This is a genomic window from Rhodopirellula sp. MGV (assembly GCF_002251265.1).
GTDB classification, from domain to species: Bacteria; Planctomycetota; Planctomycetia; order Pirellulales; family Pirellulaceae; genus Stieleria; species Stieleria baltica_A.
The window spans coordinates 43,376-60,251 of sequence record NZ_NPDI01000020.1 but is presented as its reverse complement, the minus strand read 5'-3'; the positions used below and the strand labels follow the sequence as shown (position 1 = coordinate 60,251).

Sequence of the window (16,876 nt, the reverse complement as noted above, 5' to 3'; positions counted from 1 at the left end):
CAGATTGGCCAACCCAAACCAGCCCCACGGGGTGGTGCAAATTTTACCGCGGAAGCCTTTCGCGGAACCGTTTCAGCGTGACAATTGACGCGATGAGTAATGACACCCCACAACAGCTTCTCAAGCACTACTTCGGCTACGACTCGTTTCGATACAGCCAGCAAGCGATCATCGACCACGTTCTCCATGGCGAACACGCGATGGTGGTCATGCCAACCGGGATGGGAAAATCGCTGTGCTACCAGATCCCCGCACTCGTTAACGCAAAACGCAGCCCTGGATCGTTGACCCTGGTACTGTCACCGCTGATTGCGCTCATGCAGGACCAATCGCAATCGCTGACCGACCGTGGGATCGACGCCACCTTCATCAACTCGTCGCTTGATCGGCAAACACGAACCCAGCGCTACGAACGGCTGGCAAAAGGCGACTACCAAATCCTGTACGTCACGCCGGAACGGTTTCGCAAACAAGAGTTCCTCGATGCGATCGCACAGCGTGACATCAATGTGCTGGCGATTGACGAAGCACACTGCGTAAGCCAGTGGGGACATGACTTTCGCCCCGACTACACACGGATCGCAGAAATCCGTGAGCGTCTCGGCAACCCGACCACGATCGCTTTGACCGCGACCGCGACCAGTGAATGCCGTGCCGACATCTATCAACAAATCGGTCTTTCCGCGGACCAAATCAAACTGTTCAACGAAGGCATCGATCGGCCGAACCTGAAGCTGGATGTCGAACCGGTTTACGACGAGTCCGAAAAACTGTCGCTGCTACCGGAAATCGTTTGCGACCCAACGTACAGCGGCGGCAGCGTGATCGTTTACTTTTCGCTGATTAAAACACTTCAGCGATTCAGCGACGACTTGCTTTCCAAAGGCGTCGACCACGTCTGCTATCACGGCGACTTGCCGCGCAACGTTCGCACCCGCGTTCAGAACGAATTCATGTCCGGCGACGCTGACTTGGTCCTGGCCACGAATGCGTTCGGAATGGGAATCGACAAGTCAGACATTCGCATCGTTGTGCATGCCGAAACGCCAGGATCGATCGAAGCCTACTATCAAGAGATCGGCCGAGCCGGACGCGATGGCGAACCCAGTCGCTGCGTTTGGCTGTACGCCCAAGAAGACTTGATGACACAGATGCAGTTCATCGAGTGGTCGAACCCGGACGCGGCGTTCTACACTCGACTCCATCGCTTGCTGGTCGAACGCGGTGAACAGTGCCATGCCTATGGTTTCGATTGGATCAACGAACAACTTCAGCGACGCAGCAAGCACGACCATCGCTTGGCCACTGCCCTGCCCATGCTGGATCGTCACGGCGTGGTCAAAGGCCCCCATCCGCCAGCATGTTACGACGTGATCGCGGATCTTCCCCCGGGTTTGCAAGACGAAGACATACTGGGTGAAAAGAAACGCCGTGACCAACAGCGGCTTTATGCGATGGTGCAGTTTGCCGGTGAAGAAGGCGACCGCAAAGAGTTCCTCAATCGCTATTTCGGCTAGCAAGCCGTACGGTCGCATTCGATTCCGATCGCATGAGAATCGGCGTAATTCTCACATTCGGCGGTGGCTGGCGGTTACGATGAAAGTGGCTGCCAAACGAGTATCGGAACGAATCGCCATGATCACGTCGCCCTACCAACCGCCGCACGACCTTGCTCACGAAACACCTTCGCACTCGACGCTGATCAACAACGTTCGCGAGTTCATCGTCTTCGTCAGTTTCATCGCCGCTTGGGTGATCTCACTTGACGGGCTGCTTTGGGGCTCCAGCATCGGCTTGGACCTAAATTCGATCGCAAACGTTTCGCGCCAGACGCAAGCCTATCTGCTGCTACTTGTGGGCGAGTACTTGGTGTTCTCCACTTCACTGTTCTTGCTGGCCAACGGGCTGCGTGGGTTTCAACGTAGCTGGGTGGGGCTAGCGACCGCGACGCTGGTCACTGCAACGGCGATCTCGTGGTATTTCCAACTCGAGGTGCCAAGCAATTCGCTGTGGATGACGTTCATGGGAATGATCCGCTGAGCGACAGCTGACAAGCCCCCGTTAACCAGACGGTGCCCACAGCGTTATACTTCTGCGATCGTTTCCCCATCCACCCGCGGCACGAATTCAATCAATCCACCCATGTCTGAAAGCGACGGCGAAGATTCCAAACCGGTTGTCCCCCTGTCCGCGAACGCCCGCCGCGTGTTGGGAGTCTTGGTCGAAAAAGCAAAAACGACGCCGGACAACTATCCGATGACCGTTGCCGCGTTGATCAGTGGATGCAACCAAAAATCGAATCGCTCGCCGCAGATGTCACTCGACGAAAACGATGTGCTTCTGGCACTCGACGAGTTGCGTGCGTGTGGTGCGGCGAGGGAGATCCAAGGCAGCGGGCGCGTCAACAAGTTCCGCCATTCGGCGTATGACTGGTTGACGCTGGATAACCCACAAGCCGCCGTGATCACCGAGTTGCTACTGCGTGGCCCGCAAACGATGGGTGAGCTGCGCACGCGAGCTTCGCGAATGTACGCGCTGCCAGATTTGGACGCAGTGAAGTCAGTGCTCGAGTCGCTGATCGAGAAGGACTTGGTCGAAGCCCTCTCGCCACCGGGCCGAGGCCAAACGTTTGCCCACAAACTGTACCCGCCATCGGAACGCCAGTACTTAGAAGCTCGCGTTGAGAAGCAAGCGGCAAAGTCGTCTGCCGTCAGCGAAGAGCAAAAGGACGCGATCGAGATGCTGATCGAACGTCTCGAAGCGGTCACGATCAGAATCGACGACCTCGAAGAACGCATCAAACGCCTCGAATCCTAGCACCGCCAGCCAAGCTCGAAGGCTCCACAACGTAGTGGATCTTGTTAAAGATCCTTCGGCAGACCTGACACCAGGGAGCTCGGATCTTTGACAAGATCCACTACAAAAAAATCGCCCTGGGTCGTGAATCTTGCCAACGATCCGGGCGTGGCAATCTGACCAAAATCGTCGACCTCGAATCCTAGCACCACCAGCAAAACTCGAAGGTCCCACAACGTAGTGGATCTTGTTAAAGATCCTTCGGCAGACCTGACGCAAAAGGGCTCGGATCTTTGACAAGATCCACTACCAAGAAGACGTCGCTGGGTCGTGAACTTGTTAAAGAACCGGACCTAGAGGTCGAGGGCATCGAGCGAATCGATCAGCTTGTCGAGATCGTCTTTTGGTTTTTGCGCGACATCGCGTTGACGGCGTTTCAATTGGTCATCGATTCCGACCGCATCTCGCCCCGTCAACAACAATTGCTCATCGCGTTCTCGTGCCGCGGTCGCGATCGCGTCTTCGCCTCCGTCTGGCGCACCAAACAGTTTCGAAAGGTCGATTTTAAAACCTTCGTCACCACCGATATCAGCACCGGCAATGGCAGGCGCCTTGTGCTGCGGAAAGATAATCGCGTTCTCAGGACAAACACGGCTACACGCCGGGCAGCCCTTGCGACAGTTGTCTGGCTGCTCGACCAAGATCGTTTCGGCTTGGTCGACACCGTAGACACCGAACAGGCAAAAGTCGACGCACTCCATGCAGTTCGTGCAGCGACTAAAATCGATCACGGGATACCAACGCCGGGCAGTCGTTTCGTCGACCTCTACGAGCTTCCCGCCGATGATCGGCAACGAACGATCAGCAGCCGAATGATCCGCTTGTTCGGCCAAAACGATCTGCTGCAACAGTTCGATAAACCGCTGTGGGTCTTCGCCGTTTTTCAAATCGATACAGTGAATTTCCCGATCCGGGCGCGGATACAAATCCGCCACTCGGTCGACGTCACGTGCACTCGCGCTGGACGGCTCCTCGTCATCATCTTGGTCGTCGTCAACGGCCACGAATTGGCCGCGGACACCGTTGCGATCGAGGACCCAGTGTGCGGCCCGGGGAAAGATCCACGAAGCAACAATGATGTTGGAATCGATCTCTGCCAGCGTTGTCAGCGACTCGCCGCCTTTGGGCAAATCGTAGAGGTGCGGCACCACCACCACCGCAACGCCATCCAGTTTGCTGGCGGCGTCGGCGAGGGCTTGTTCGAGCGATCGCTTCACAGGGTTACGCGATTGCCCTTTCGAAATTACGACCGTCCAATTCGTGCTGGTTTCAGGCTGCACGTTGGCAGAAATCATTGCAAATCCAGTGGCTTTTTCCAGGCTCGTTTGGCACTGTCCATGGCAACTTCAAGGCAGGTCGACGTTCCGTCCTGGCCTTTGACCGACAGCACCGGTTCTGCCTGCATTGTACCTAGCTGGGCAGCGGCAACACCGTGTTTGCGGAAGATCTCGGCAATCTCGTCAGCCGCCGAAGCGGGAGCTTCCAACAAGAAACGCGAGTTCGATTCGCTGAACAGCCACTGGGTATCGGACAATTCGATCGCCATTTGGTCGCTCGCGACCGACAAGTCGACCTGCATGCCCAAGCCGCCTGCCATTGCCATTTCGCAAGCCGCGACGGCCAAACCGCCTTCGGAAAGGTCGTGGCAACTGCGGACCAAGCGTCCGCGGATCACTTCGTGCACGGCGGCAAAAGTCGCTTTGGCAACCGGGACGTCCATCACGGGAACTTGGCCGCCATCAAGGTCACTGACCAAGCAGTAATGGGAACCGCCCATTTCGTCTTTAGTGCCGCCGACCAGGAACACAACGTTGCCCGCTTCTTTGGCGTCCATCGTGATCGCATGGGAAACGTCTTCGATCTGGCCCATCGCACTGATCAGCAAACTTGGCGGGATCGAGATCGTTTGTTTTTCGCCACCATCGTCAAAGTAGCTGAACTCGTTGTTCAAACTGTCTTTCCCGCTGATGAACGGGGTGCCCAAGCCGATCGCCACGTCGTGACATGCGATCGCGGCGCGGACCAACGAACCGAGTGTTTCGGGTCGATCGGTATAGCCCCAGCAGAAGTTGTCCAAGATCGCGATCCGCGACGGATCGGCACCAACTGCGACCGCGTTACGCATCGCTTCGTCGATCGCCGAAGCGGCCATGTGATAGGTATCGAAATCGCCGAAGTGTGGGTTCATCCCGCAAGAGATCACCAGACCGCGTTGGCTGTCCAAAAGTGGTCGCACGACGGCGGCATCACTCGGCCCATCGCACATTGGCCCGACCAAAGGCTTAACGACGCTGCCGCCCTGGACTTCGTGATCGTACTGACGAATCACCCAGTGCTTGCTGGCAACGTTCAGGCTGCCCAGAATTTTGAGCAGGCTTTCACCGTGATGCTCTGACGACGCGTTCTCGGAGAGTGACAGCGTCTTGGTTTCAGGCGGTTGGTAGACGGCATCGCGAATGACCGGTGGACGGCCATCGTGCAGGAACTCCATGCTGACGTTGCCGACGGTTTCGCCGTGATAGGTCAGGTGCAATTGGCCGGTCGGCTTGAACTCGCCCAAGACTGCCGACTCGACGCCTTCGCTGTCGCAAAGCTCACGCAACTCGTCCCACTTTTCACGCGGCACAGCCAACACCATGCGTTCCTGCGCTTCGGAGATCCAAATTTCGGTGTAGGACAAACCGTCGTACTTCAGCGGAGCCTTGTCCAGCCAAACTTCCGCACCGACGTCTTCACCCATTTCGCCGACTGCACTCGAAAAGCCACCTGCTCCACAGTCGGTAACGGCGTTGTACAAGCCGCGATCGCGAGCTTGCATCAACACGTCGAGCACCATTTTTTCGGTGATCGCGTTCCCGATCTGGACGGCTCCACCGGACAGCGATTCGGATTCGCTGGTCAACTCGGCGCTACTGAACGTCGCCCCGTGGATCCCGTCGCGCCCGGTGCGGCCACCCAGCGAAACGATCAGGTCGCCGGCGTGAACTTGCTTGTCTTCCATTCCGACAGGATCATGCCGACGTTTCCGGCATAGACCAACGGGTTGCCCAGGTAGCGTTCGTCGAAGTAAACGGCGCCGTTGACGGTTGGGATCCCCATTCGGTTACCATAGTCACGCACCCCGGCGACAACGCCTTTCATCACGCGACGTGGGTGCAAGACACCCGGCGGCAACGATTCTGGTGAGGTGTCTGGCGGTGCAAAGCAGAACACGTCCGTATTACAAACTGGCTTGGCGCCCATCCCGGTTCCCATCGGGTCGCGGATCACACCGCCGATACCGGTGTTCGCTCCGCCGTAGGGTTCCAGTGCCGAGGGGTGGTTGTGCGTTTCGACTTTGAAGCAAGCATGGAACTTGTCGTTGAACGTCACAACGCCCGCGTTGTCCTTGAACACGCTGACACACCAATCGTCATCGGCGAGTTGCTTGCGGATGGTTTGCGTCGCGGCAAAGACGGTTTCCTTCAGCATGTTGTCGTACTGGCGTTCGTCACCGCCTGGCGTACCGTCAGCGCCGATGCCGCGGTAGTGAATCCGTCCGGCCAGCGTCTTGTGGCTGCAGTGCTCCGACCAAGTCTGCGCGATCGTTTCCAACTCGACGTCGGTGGGATCTCGGTCGAGCGACACAAAGTGATCACGGATCGTCTGCATCTCGACCAGTGTTAGGTAGAGCTGACCTTCTTTGGACAGACGCTCCAGTTCTTCGTCACTGAGCGAGCGAATTGGGATCCGTACCAAGCTGAATTCATAGTGACTGCCGACTTCCAACTCGTCCATGTCCAGAGGACCGACGACGACTTGTTCGATCGAGTCATTCGACAGGGCACGGCGGCAGATCGAATCAAAGACTGCGTCGTCCGATTCTCCGATCCAGTACTTTCGCATCGTGCGGACAGCATCAACTTCGAAGCCGATATCACGTGCGGCGTTGATCGTGCTGCTGGCGACGGGGTCCATCACGCCCGCCTTAGGCATGACGTTGACCAAGCGGAACGATTCGGCACCGCTGGGGGGAGCGGCCAGATCAGCGTCACCGACCTGCGCGACGACGCTGCGTTCGGTGACATTATCACTCAGTAATTCGGCGGCCAATCGCTGGGCTTGGTCAGCGTCCAATTCGCCTTGGACAAGAAAACCTCGGGCAAAAACAACAGAGATTTGATCGCCCAGTCCGAGTTCGCCGATCTCTTCGCTCGTCCGAGCGCCTTCGCGATCAATCTCGTTTTCTGCGGGATAAATGTCGATTTGCCAAAGTGGCATCGTTGTGACCTGACCAGAGGGGAATTACCAGTGACATGACTGCCCGGAAGTCTATCGAAATCGGGCGTCTCGGGTAATGGGCAGGCTGCCAGAGAACTGGCCGGGTGGGCAGAGAATTCGGCGCTGCGTTCCGGCGAATGGCCAGACGCAACGGTCAGGCGAAAATGAAAATCAGTGACTGGGCGACGATGATCCGCAAAATCATCGTCAGCGGATAAACGGCCGCGTAAGCCGTCGCGCTCGCGTCGCAGTCACGCATTGACCCGGCGAACGCCAGCGCCGGTGGGTCGGTCATACTTCCCGCGATCACGCCGCAGATCGTCAAGTAATTTTGCTTCCAGACCACCCTGGCCAAAATGCCTGCGACCAGCAGCGGCACCATCGTGATCACCAACCCCGCCGAGATCCACTTGGCGCCGTTGAGACTCATCGCTGATTCAAAGAAGGTCTCACCCGCCCCCAAACCGGCACAGGCCAAGAACAGGATGATGCCCAACTCACGAAGCGCGAGGTTCGCCGACGACGGGATGTACCAAACGAAGCTACCGATACTGCCGACCAAGCTAAGCACGATTGCGGCGATCAACGGGCCGCCGGCAAGCCCCAGCCGTACGGGAAAAGGCACACCGGGAATCGACAGCGGAATCATCCCTGCGAGCACGCCGACAGCGATGCCAACGAACAGTGGCGAGAACTGGGTTTCCTTCATCGACTTGGTGGAGTTCCCCAGAAAGCTTGTCGCGCGATCAAGGCTTTTGTTGTCACCAACGATCTGGACGATGTCGCCATAGAACAAGCGACTGGAACCACGCGGAGCCATCTCAACCCCGCCACGAATGATTCGCGTGATCGTCACGTTGTAAAATCGGTCCAGTGACAACTCGGCCAGCGACTTGTTGAGCGCATGAGTCTCGGTCACATAAACCCGTCGATAGGTCACATTGCCGGACGTCATCATCAAGTCCTCGTCACTTCGTCGCCCAATCAATGGCACGAACCGTGCCAAGCCGCTCCTCGGCCCAACAACTTGGATCACGTCGCCTTCACCAAGTAATGTCTGCTCGGTCGCCGCTTCGACCTCGGTGTCGTCACAGCGGCGAACACGCGAAAGTCGCACGCCGGTTTCATCGATGCCGGGGATCTCGCCAAACGGCACCAGATCCAAACGCGCGTTTTCGACAATCACACTTTGTCGCTCAATTGGCTCGTGCCCGTTTCCGTTCTTTGACTGGTACTGCTCCACCTCTTCATCTAAGTCGACCTTGAAAATTTTCTTGAGCAACAGCATCGACGCGATGATTCCCAAGATTCCGCCGGGATACGCCACTGCGTAGGCCGACGCCAGATACGACATCTCCAAAGACTCTTCACCATCACCCATCATCGCGGCCGCTTGCTCGGCAGCGCCAAGTGAAGGCGTGTTTGTGGTCGAACCGCTAAACAAACCGGCAACCGCCGTTCCCGGAAACCCGTACAAGTACCCAAACAGCACGACCAGCCCGAAACCCTGCAAGACAATCAGCAACGTCAACCCATTGAGCAGCAAGCCTTGCTGCTTCCAAAGCTGGATGATCCCTGGTCCGAGCTGAATGCCAATCGTAAAGACGAACAAGATCAACCCGAACTCTTTGGCAAAGTGATTGATTTCCGGATTAATGGTCGCGCCGAAATGCGCGAAGACCAACCCCGAGAAAAGCACACCTGCCGGACCGAGCCCGATCCCGCGAATACGCAGACTTCCGAAGACCAATCCGCTGACCGCGACAGCAGAGATAATCAAAATGGCGGTGGTGATCGTGGACACAGTCTCGATACTCCGAAAACCTTCTCATGCGTTTGGCGCGACGAATAACATTCAATTGTTCGCCGACAAAAAGCTCCATCTGCTGGCAATGTACAGATGCGGGTGGTCCCGACAACATCACGACCGAATCGCTCCTACAAGCAACGCACGCGACTCCCTAGGAGCAAGCTGCGGAACGATATCAAACCCTTATCACAAAGCGAGGGTTACCTGTCGCGCGAAGTGTCATCTTAAAACGGAATGAAGAAGCGTGACACATACGCCCACTTCGCTATTCAGTGGACAATGTCACTGGGGATCGCTGTCCCGCTTCATCGACCAACCAAGCTTGCACGACAACCTCATTGCCGTCGTCATCGGTCAGATGCTGGACCACGACCTGGCCTGAACCGAGCTTGCCGACCACGTCGTACACAAAAGTGTTCTCGTCGTCTTCGCTAAAGCTTTCGGTGTAGTTCGGATCAAACGAAACGATCTCCCCGATTTGCGATTGAAACTCTGGCGTCACCTCCAGCTGCTCGGCGATCTCCCGAGAGACCAACCCCATCCCGAAGTTCGCGAGGAACAGAAATCCGCCGCAGCACATCAGCCCCGTCAGCAAGACTCCCGACAACAGCGCAACAAGCACCCACTTCCACGCTCCGCTGGAACGCTGTGGTTGGCCGCTCGACATTGGGTCGGCAAAAATATCATCCGTCATAGGGCTGGTCATTGATCCACAGGCAGAAACAAAATGCGTTGCAAACGCTAACGAAAAACGGCTTCGAAGCAATGGTGCTCCGAAGCCGTTTCGCAGTTTACAGATTCACCAGCAGCACATCAGCGACGCGCCGCTGGGATTTCGATTACTTTCCGCAATCGGTGCAGCCTTGGCCTTCAGCGACGGTTTCGCCACATGAAGCACAACCGGCTGCCGAAGGGGCAGACGTGCCGTAGCAGTACACAGGAACCTTGACGGTCGTTGGAACTTGCTTGCAGACACGAACTTGAACTTCCTTCACCGACTCGACAGGAACGCGAACCTGATAAGTCTCGGGAACTTCTTCGCTGACGGTTTCACAAACGGTGACGTTGTAAGTACGAGTGCGTTCCTCTGGAACACAGACGGTGTACTTCACTTCGCGTTCTTTCGTTTGCTCTTCCATACGAGTCTTGGTGACTTCGCGAGTGCGATTTTCGGTGGTGCAAGTCGTCTTGGTAACCATACGAGTGCGGGTTTCCAAACGGGTCTTTTGAACCGGAACCATCTTGGTGCGAGTCTCGGTGACCATCTTGGTTACGGGAACCGTTTTCGAACGGGTCTCGTTGCGGTACTTGGTGACTTCGCATTCGCGAGTTTCTTCGCGAGTCTTGCGTACGCAGATCGTGCGTGTACGCGTCTCAGGCTGCATGACGCAAAACTGAACTTCGCGAGTACGCTCTTCCGTACGGGTCTTGCGAACCGGAACGGTGCAGGTGCGAGTTTCGGTAACGTATTCGCAGTAAGGAACTTCGCGGGTGCGAGTTTCCATACGAGTCTTGCAAACCGGCACTTCGCGGCTGCGAGTTTCGGTGCGGTACTTGGTGACGTTGCAGGTACGCTCTTCGGTGCGAGTTTTGCAAACGGTAACCGGACGGGTGCGTTGCTCGGTGCGATACTTCGTCACGTTGGTGGTGCAAGTACGAGTCTCGGGACGGTACTTGGTCACGCAAACTTTGCGAGTACGAACTTCAGGAACGCAGCGGGTCGTCGTGTAGGTGTAGGGCTCTTCAACCGTTTGACGCTCGTAAGTCGTCACAGGGACTTCCTTGGTCACCAAGTTAGGAACCCAAACACGCTTGTAAGTCACTGCTGGTGCACACGCATTGCCACAGCCAACGACTGCACCGCCGCATCCGCAAGGGCTCACGCTTCCGCAACCGGTTTGGCATCCGCCACACCCGCCGCAAGCACTCGTCCCGCATCCGCCACAAGCCGCCGGTGCCGACTCGATCGCTTGGCATTGATAGCTGCCGTGATCTTCGGTGACGTTTTTGGTGGTGGTCACTGGCACGCACTTGGTGATCGTACGAGTTGCCGATTGGGTTTCCGTGACGGGAACTTGAACGGTGTACTCTTTTTCAACTTCCTCGGTGTAAGGAACTTGAACGGTGTATTCACGCTCGATCGCTTCGGTGTAAGGAACGCTGACCGAGTATGGCTGCTCAACCGTTTCGGTGTAGGGACCTGAACGGTGTAAGTCTTCTGTTCGGTGTAAGGAACTTTGACGCTGTACGTTTGGGTCACGTGGTCGGTGTAAGGAACACAGACCTGGTACTCAACTGTACGAGTCTTCCGCACCGGCACTTTGACCTGGTACTCTTTTTCGACTTGCTCGATGTAGGGGACGCACACGTTGTAGGTCTCAGTGCGGGTCTGCTTCACTGGAACCTGAACGGTGTACTCTTGCTCGACCTGTTCGGTGTAAGGAACGCAGACGGTGTACTGCTTCTTTTCCTTGTAAGGCACGCAAACGGTGTAGGTCTGCTCGACTTCGGTCGTTTGAGGCACGCACACCTTGTAGGTCTTTTCAACTTCTTCGGTGTAAGGAACACAAACTTGGTATTCCTCTTCGACTTCAGTCGTCACCGGAATGGTTACGGTGTAGGGGACTTCTTCGGTGTACGAAACCGGCACCATGACCTTGTACGATTCGGTGCGGGTACGGACTTCAGGAACGTTGACCGTGTAGGTCTCTTCGCGGGTTTCGACCTTGGCGACCTGTCGGGTGACGGTGCGCATGCGGGTTCGTGTTTCGCATTCGTAGCTGGTCACCGGCACTTGGCGTGTTTCGGTGACCCATTGGTTTTTCATCACCGTGCGTTCTTCATACGACACGGTCGGTGCACAATCGGCGGCGGTGACACACGCCGCGCCGGCTGCACAGCCACTGCAGTCGCCGCAACCGGCGAACAGATTGGCAGCGAGGAACAGCGCGGAACACACGCCCGCGATGCCTCGGACAAGACTCTTCAACATTCAGTGATTCCTCCAGGTAGTTTCACAGCCCGCAAGCTTATGTTCGTCAATGGAAAATTTCGAGAAAATGCAACGGCTGCGTAGACTGGGCTATGCCCTTGTCCCTTGAATGTAGACCTGCCCTAAACACTGTCAACAATCCGCTCGAACCAGTTTCCTCAAATTAGCAATTTTGCCTAAACAGCACGCTCGCCGTATTCAAACGGTGCGCCAGGCGTGCCGGCAAAGCACGCGTTTTTCTTAAATCAAACCCGTGCATTCGTTCAGGTAATTTGAAAAACAAGCTCAGCAACGGGTATTTGCACGCCACTGACGAAATCGCGCCGCGTAACTTTTTTAGCGGCGATCGAACTGGCGGCACGTTTCATGCAGAAAGTCCCGACAGCCGGGGGACCAGAGTCCGATTCCAAACGCACCAACGCGGTCGATCGGCAGACAGCCTGATCGGAATTGGATGAACCGACGTCCGTTTCTCGCCCCAGAACGACGAATGATTTATCTGAGAGCTAAGAACATGCAGCCACGACATCGCGGGAAGGGCTCGGAAACGTTCGGCAGTGCGTTTTGTAGCGAACTAAAACGCACTGCTACAGTGAATTTACCCAGGGGTCTCTTGGTCTCGAATAAGTTTTCTGGTGGAGGAAAGCTTTTTTCGATCCGATGGAGATCCTGTTAGCGGCAGATGAATGGACGCAAACGGGGCCTAACTGCAAACTGTTCCGCTATGATTACTCCTGGACAAATTCGGTCCCGAGTAAAGGTGTATCCGAAACGGTTTTCTCTTATCATTCATGGTGAGCGGTTGCCGATGAACACCCGTGGATGAAAGTTCCAATCATTGGTCATACCGAGCAGGCGGGCTCGAGAGAATCCCTCCGCTCCATTCGTTGTGTCGCGTGGTCAGAGGCGTCTTCAATGACACAATCGACTTCCTCCTTCGATGCTGCTAATCAAGTCAGCCAAGGAGATCAGTCTGCACCTTCGGAGCCTGGAACCGGTCAAAAACGGTTGATTTGCGTCGGCAATCTCGGCAGTCTGCCCGAAGACTACTCGTCTGACGATGTCCTGGTGCTGGATTCATCGGCAACGGTGCTTGACCAACTCTCCGATCAAAAGATCGAAGGTGTTTGGATCGCACGCGACTTGCTGCCCGAACTGGGCGAACTTCGCGGTCTTTGTCAAAGCGGACTCATGCTCCGCGACTTCCCCGAAGGCGCCGCACTGCTGGATCAAAAGAACCGCGTGCTTTGGGCGAACCGCCGACTCCGACGCTGGTTCGACAAACTGGACATCGATCCGGTTGGCGACACGATCTACGAGATGATGGGCAACCCAGAAATTTTGGGTTCGGACCTTTGCCCCTTCCACACCGCATTCACCACTGGCGAAGAAAGCAGCGGCACCTTCCAAACGGAAAGCAGCCGTTACTACCAAGTTCGCGCCGCTCCGGTTGGTGACCACTCGCCGGCAACACAACTCGTCATTACCGTCGGCGACATCACCGAAGAAATTCTGCAGCAACAAAAGCTGGCCGCGATTCACCGCGCCGGCCGTGAGCTTGCCGACCTTCGCCCCAGCGAAATTTTCCAAATGGGTGTCGATGAACGCATCGACTTGCTCAAGGACAATATTCGCCACTACCTACAAGATCTGCTGAACTTCGACGTGATCGAAATCCGCTTGCTCGAACAAGCAACCGGGTACCTGCTGCCTTTGTTGAGCGTGGGAATTGATCAAGAGGCCGCTGATCGCCAGCTTTACGCCCATCCACACGGTAATGGGATCACCGGGTACGCCGCTTCCAGCGGAACTAGCTACCTGTGTTACGACGTGATCAACGATCCGCTGTTCATCCCTGGCGTCGCTAACTCACGTAGCTCGCTGACCGTGCCACTGATTTTGAACGATCAGGTCCTCGGTACGATCAATGTCGAAAGCCCGCAGGTCGCCGCCTTCACCGAAAGCGATCTGCAGTTCCTGGAAATCTTCGCCCGCGATATCAGCTACGCGCTCAACACCCTGGAATTGCTGGTCGCCCAAAAGGCAGACACGGCCCAGCAAAGCTGCAACGCGATCCACAGTGCGGTCGCGATGCCGGTCGACGAAATCCTGAACGACGCCGTCAATGTCATGGAAGACTACATCGGGCACTCGCCTGAAATGGTCGACCGCATCCGACGGATCCTAAAGAACGCCCGCGACATCAAGCAAACAATCCAGCAGATCGGCCAACGCATGACACCGCTGGAAGCTGTGCCACCGGGAATCTCCTCCGTTGAACACGCCCTACTTCGCGACAAACGCGTCCTCGTCGTCGACGAAGACGCCACCGTCCGCGAGGACGCCCACCGATTGCTCGAACGCTACGGCTGCATCGTCGAAACCGCTCGCGGTGCCGTCCAAGCAGTCCCCATGGTTCGTGACGCCAGCGAAGAAAATAAATACGACGTCATCATCAGCGACATTAAGCTGCCCGAATACAGCGGATTCCAGCTGATGATGCGGCTGAAGGAACTGATCGATCCGGTCCCGATGATCCTGATGACCGGCTTCGGCTATGACCCGGGACACTCGATTGTCAACGCATTGCAAAACGGCTTGCACCCCAAGGCTCGACTTTACAAACCGTTCCGCCTGGACCAATTGATCGACGTCGTCAAAACAGTCTTGGAAGCTTACGCGGCGGCAGATGACGCCGACGCAACCGAGAACAACAACTCGGACCAAACCGAAAGCTTCTCGCCTAAATAAGCGACGCTGCCGTCGCTTATTCGACTGGCCGCGTCACGGACCAACCCTCTGGCGGATCTGCGAGATCAAACGCCTCGTGGTAGTCCCGCTGCGCCTGCTCCACCCAAACCGCGGCGCGCTGGTGGCGCTTCGTGGGTCCAAACACAACCGATCGGCTGGCCCAGTGACGCGCCTGCGAGAAATCCTGCTTCGCTGACTTTGCCAACGCCAAGTTGTGCATCGCGGCGGACGAGAACGGATTCCACTTCAACGCACGCTGCCATTGGGTTTCTGCATCAGCCCAGCGCCCGGATTTGGCATAAAAGTTTCCAGCCACCGTGTGCCAGCTCCCCGGCAGGGGCAACGGGTTATCGAGCCGCACCTTGTCGCGCTGAACGGTCGGCGACAGCAACGCAAACGTCTCGCGCACCATCGCTGTTTCTAATGCAGCGTGCTTGTCGTTCAGCCACGCCAAGTCGGGATACTTCTTCAACGCGTCAGCAAGATTGATCGTCAGCGGCGTGCCGTACTGCGCTTGCTGGTGCTCGGATTGCTGGCGGTCATCGCCCGGCGATAAGTCGCGATCAGAATTGACCGGCGTCAAACACCAGGAAACCACCAACCGTTGATCACGGTCGGCCAACCACGGTGCGGTCTGATCTACCAAGACCTCACCACGCAGCAGATAGTTCACATCACCTCGTTTTGCCAGCGGCAGCAGAGAGACATCGCTCGCAACGCTTTCCTGGTGTGAAACCAATGCGATCGGGTTGGTTTCGCTATCGGAAGATTGTTGCCGCAGTCGGTTAACATCGATAATTGCTAGTTTACGACCTTCGTCACGAGGTGCGGTATCCAGCAACCGTTGCCGAAGCGATGCGGCGAGCTCAGCGGGGCCCTCAATTTCAGACAGCACAACGGTCTGATCCACTGCGGCATGCAATCCCGGCGGCACCCAGCGATGCACAGGCGCTGTCACGCGACATCCAGATCCGACCACAAGGCACAGCCCGAACGTGAAACACAGCAGACCCTGCAGCAGATAGCGATTCAATTTGCCGATCATGCGTTTGCGATAAGACATCGCAAACACGGCGGTCAAGATCAATCTTCCAACGCTTCAATCCCTGGTGACCGGACAGCACTGACTTGCCCAAAAATCGCTGCCTCGGGGACTGAGCCAACTTCGCGACTGTCGATCGAAACAGGAACATTGTCGCCAACGACAAAAACCTGTCCTTCTTCGACTTCTAGCGGGTAGTTCGCACGTCGACGAGGAATGTCATCGCGGTACTCGATTTCACGCCACAACTCGAACCGGTGGGGCCATCGCGATTCTACGTCGACCGCGTCATTGCTCGGTGGCAACTCCACCGCGACGGGATGCGCGGCATCAAGCGTTGGCAGGCTGCCATCACTCGACGCAGCGAGCGATCCGAACCGCGACAACGCTCGGCGATTAAACACCTCAGTGAATCGCAAGTGCTGATCGACGAAGAAAACAACGCGACTGTCATGATCAACTTGATTGACGACCAACAACAAGCGATCGACTGGATTCAGTCCCCGGCGGACCTCGGTATTCCCCGGATAGTCGTCCAGCACTGGCGATTCGGCCCCATCGCGGTACGGGTTGCGTGTGGTCAGCACCAACCAACGGCCGTCGTCAGTAACATGCCAATCATCCGGCGAAGTCGCCACACGGACGTTACCTGGCGGAATGGCAAGCTCGACTTGACGCTCGGCAAACCAATCTTCCAAACGTCGTCCGTTGACCAACAACCGACCGCGATCAAGCGACACCTGATCTCCCGCCAACGCGGCCACACGCTTGACATGGTCTGCCCCGTTGAAACGAGTTGCGACCACATCACCGATTTTCAACTGGCCAGTCGGATGATCGAGCTGACACAGATCACCGTCCCGCAATGTCGGCATCATGGAATGCCCACGCACGACAAAAGTTGTCGGACGAATGGGGGGCCGCGAAGCAGCAGACAGTGAACCGGGGGGCTGCGAACCGGCGTGAAACCCCAGCCGTGAAACTGCGATCACGAGTCCCACAAAACCGGCAATACACAGCAAAATTGAACGGTTCGACAACTTCACACGACAGGGAAAGAGGGGCAAACAATCCGCCTTGGTGGGGCGGAACTGCGGCGACAATCGCCGGGGTGCGCGATTCGGCTGACGCTCGATCGCACCTCTCGTTATACTCTCAACCGACG

Annotated in this window: 11 protein-coding genes and 1 pseudogene; 4 read left to right on the top strand and 8 right to left on the bottom strand. The window is 56.7% G+C overall.

From position 1 onward, the window contains the following. Window positions 1–92 precede the first annotated feature (92 nt). The 3 genes from CGZ80_RS06395 (at window position 93) to CGZ80_RS06385 (ending at window position 2,817) form a co-directional block, all read left to right on the top strand. Window positions 93–1,517, top strand: a complete 1,425-nt coding sequence (locus CGZ80_RS06395; protein ID WP_094412706.1) for a RecQ family ATP-dependent DNA helicase — start codon at window positions 93–95, stop codon at window positions 1,515–1,517. A 118-nt stretch (window positions 1,518–1,635) separates the two neighbouring features. After that, window positions 1,636–2,040, top strand: a complete 405-nt coding sequence (locus CGZ80_RS06390) for a hypothetical protein (RefSeq protein ID WP_143543774.1) — start codon at window positions 1,636–1,638, stop codon at window positions 2,038–2,040. A gap of 102 nt (window positions 2,041–2,142) precedes the next feature. Beyond that, on the top strand, window positions 2,143–2,817 hold the full coding sequence (locus tag CGZ80_RS06385; protein ID WP_094412516.1) for a YceH family protein: 675 nt from the start codon (window positions 2,143–2,145) through the stop codon (window positions 2,815–2,817). Between the two features lie 332 nt (window positions 2,818–3,149). On the opposite strand, the gene CGZ80_RS06380 is transcribed toward CGZ80_RS06385, so the two are convergent. From CGZ80_RS06380 to CGZ80_RS29210, 6 genes and pseudogenes are all read right to left on the bottom strand, one after another. Further along, complete coding sequence (locus CGZ80_RS06380) at window positions 3,150–4,151, bottom strand: ferredoxin family protein (RefSeq protein ID WP_094412514.1); 1,002 nt, start codon at window positions 4,149–4,151, stop codon at window positions 3,150–3,152. Next, window positions 4,148–5,857, bottom strand: coding sequence for an AIR synthase-related protein (locus CGZ80_RS28530; RefSeq protein WP_233148259.1), 1,710 nt, complete (start codon window positions 5,855–5,857; stop codon window positions 4,148–4,150). Before CGZ80_RS28530 ends, CGZ80_RS06380 begins: the two co-directional genes overlap by 4 nt. Then, on the bottom strand, window positions 5,824–7,116 hold the full coding sequence (locus tag CGZ80_RS28525) for a phosphoribosylformylglycinamidine synthase subunit PurS (protein ID WP_233148258.1): 1,293 nt from the start codon (window positions 7,114–7,116) through the stop codon (window positions 5,824–5,826). The genes CGZ80_RS28530 and CGZ80_RS28525 overlap by 34 nt, the downstream gene beginning before the upstream one ends. A 154-nt stretch (window positions 7,117–7,270) precedes the next feature. Then, window positions 7,271–8,920: a putative transporter gene (locus tag CGZ80_RS06370; RefSeq protein WP_094412512.1), complete on the bottom strand. Its 1,650-nt coding sequence runs from the start codon at window positions 8,918–8,920 to the stop codon at window positions 7,271–7,273. 271 nt (window positions 8,921–9,191) lie between these two features. Next, on the bottom strand, window positions 9,192–9,620 hold the full coding sequence (locus CGZ80_RS06365) for a hypothetical protein (RefSeq protein WP_094412510.1): 429 nt from the start codon (window positions 9,618–9,620) through the stop codon (window positions 9,192–9,194). 145 nt (window positions 9,621–9,765) lie between these two features. After that, window positions 9,766–11,918, bottom strand: a pseudogene (locus CGZ80_RS29210) (hypothetical protein). A 915-nt stretch (window positions 11,919–12,833) separates the two neighbouring features. On the opposite strand from CGZ80_RS29210, the gene CGZ80_RS06350 reads away from it, so the two are divergent. After that, complete coding sequence (locus CGZ80_RS06350) at window positions 12,834–14,669, top strand: response regulator (protein WP_094412506.1); 1,836 nt, start codon at window positions 12,834–12,836, stop codon at window positions 14,667–14,669. Between the two features lie 16 nt (window positions 14,670–14,685). Here the strand turns inward: CGZ80_RS06350 and CGZ80_RS06345 are convergent, their stop codons facing one another. Beyond that, window positions 14,686–15,750, bottom strand: a complete 1,065-nt coding sequence (locus CGZ80_RS06345; RefSeq protein ID WP_143543773.1) for a tetratricopeptide repeat protein — start codon at window positions 15,748–15,750, stop codon at window positions 14,686–14,688. Between the two features lie 2 nt (window positions 15,751–15,752). Beyond that, window positions 15,753–16,604, bottom strand: coding sequence for a S26 family signal peptidase (locus CGZ80_RS06340; protein ID WP_158222582.1), 852 nt, complete (start codon window positions 16,602–16,604; stop codon window positions 15,753–15,755). Window positions 16,605–16,876: the final 272 nt, after the last annotated feature.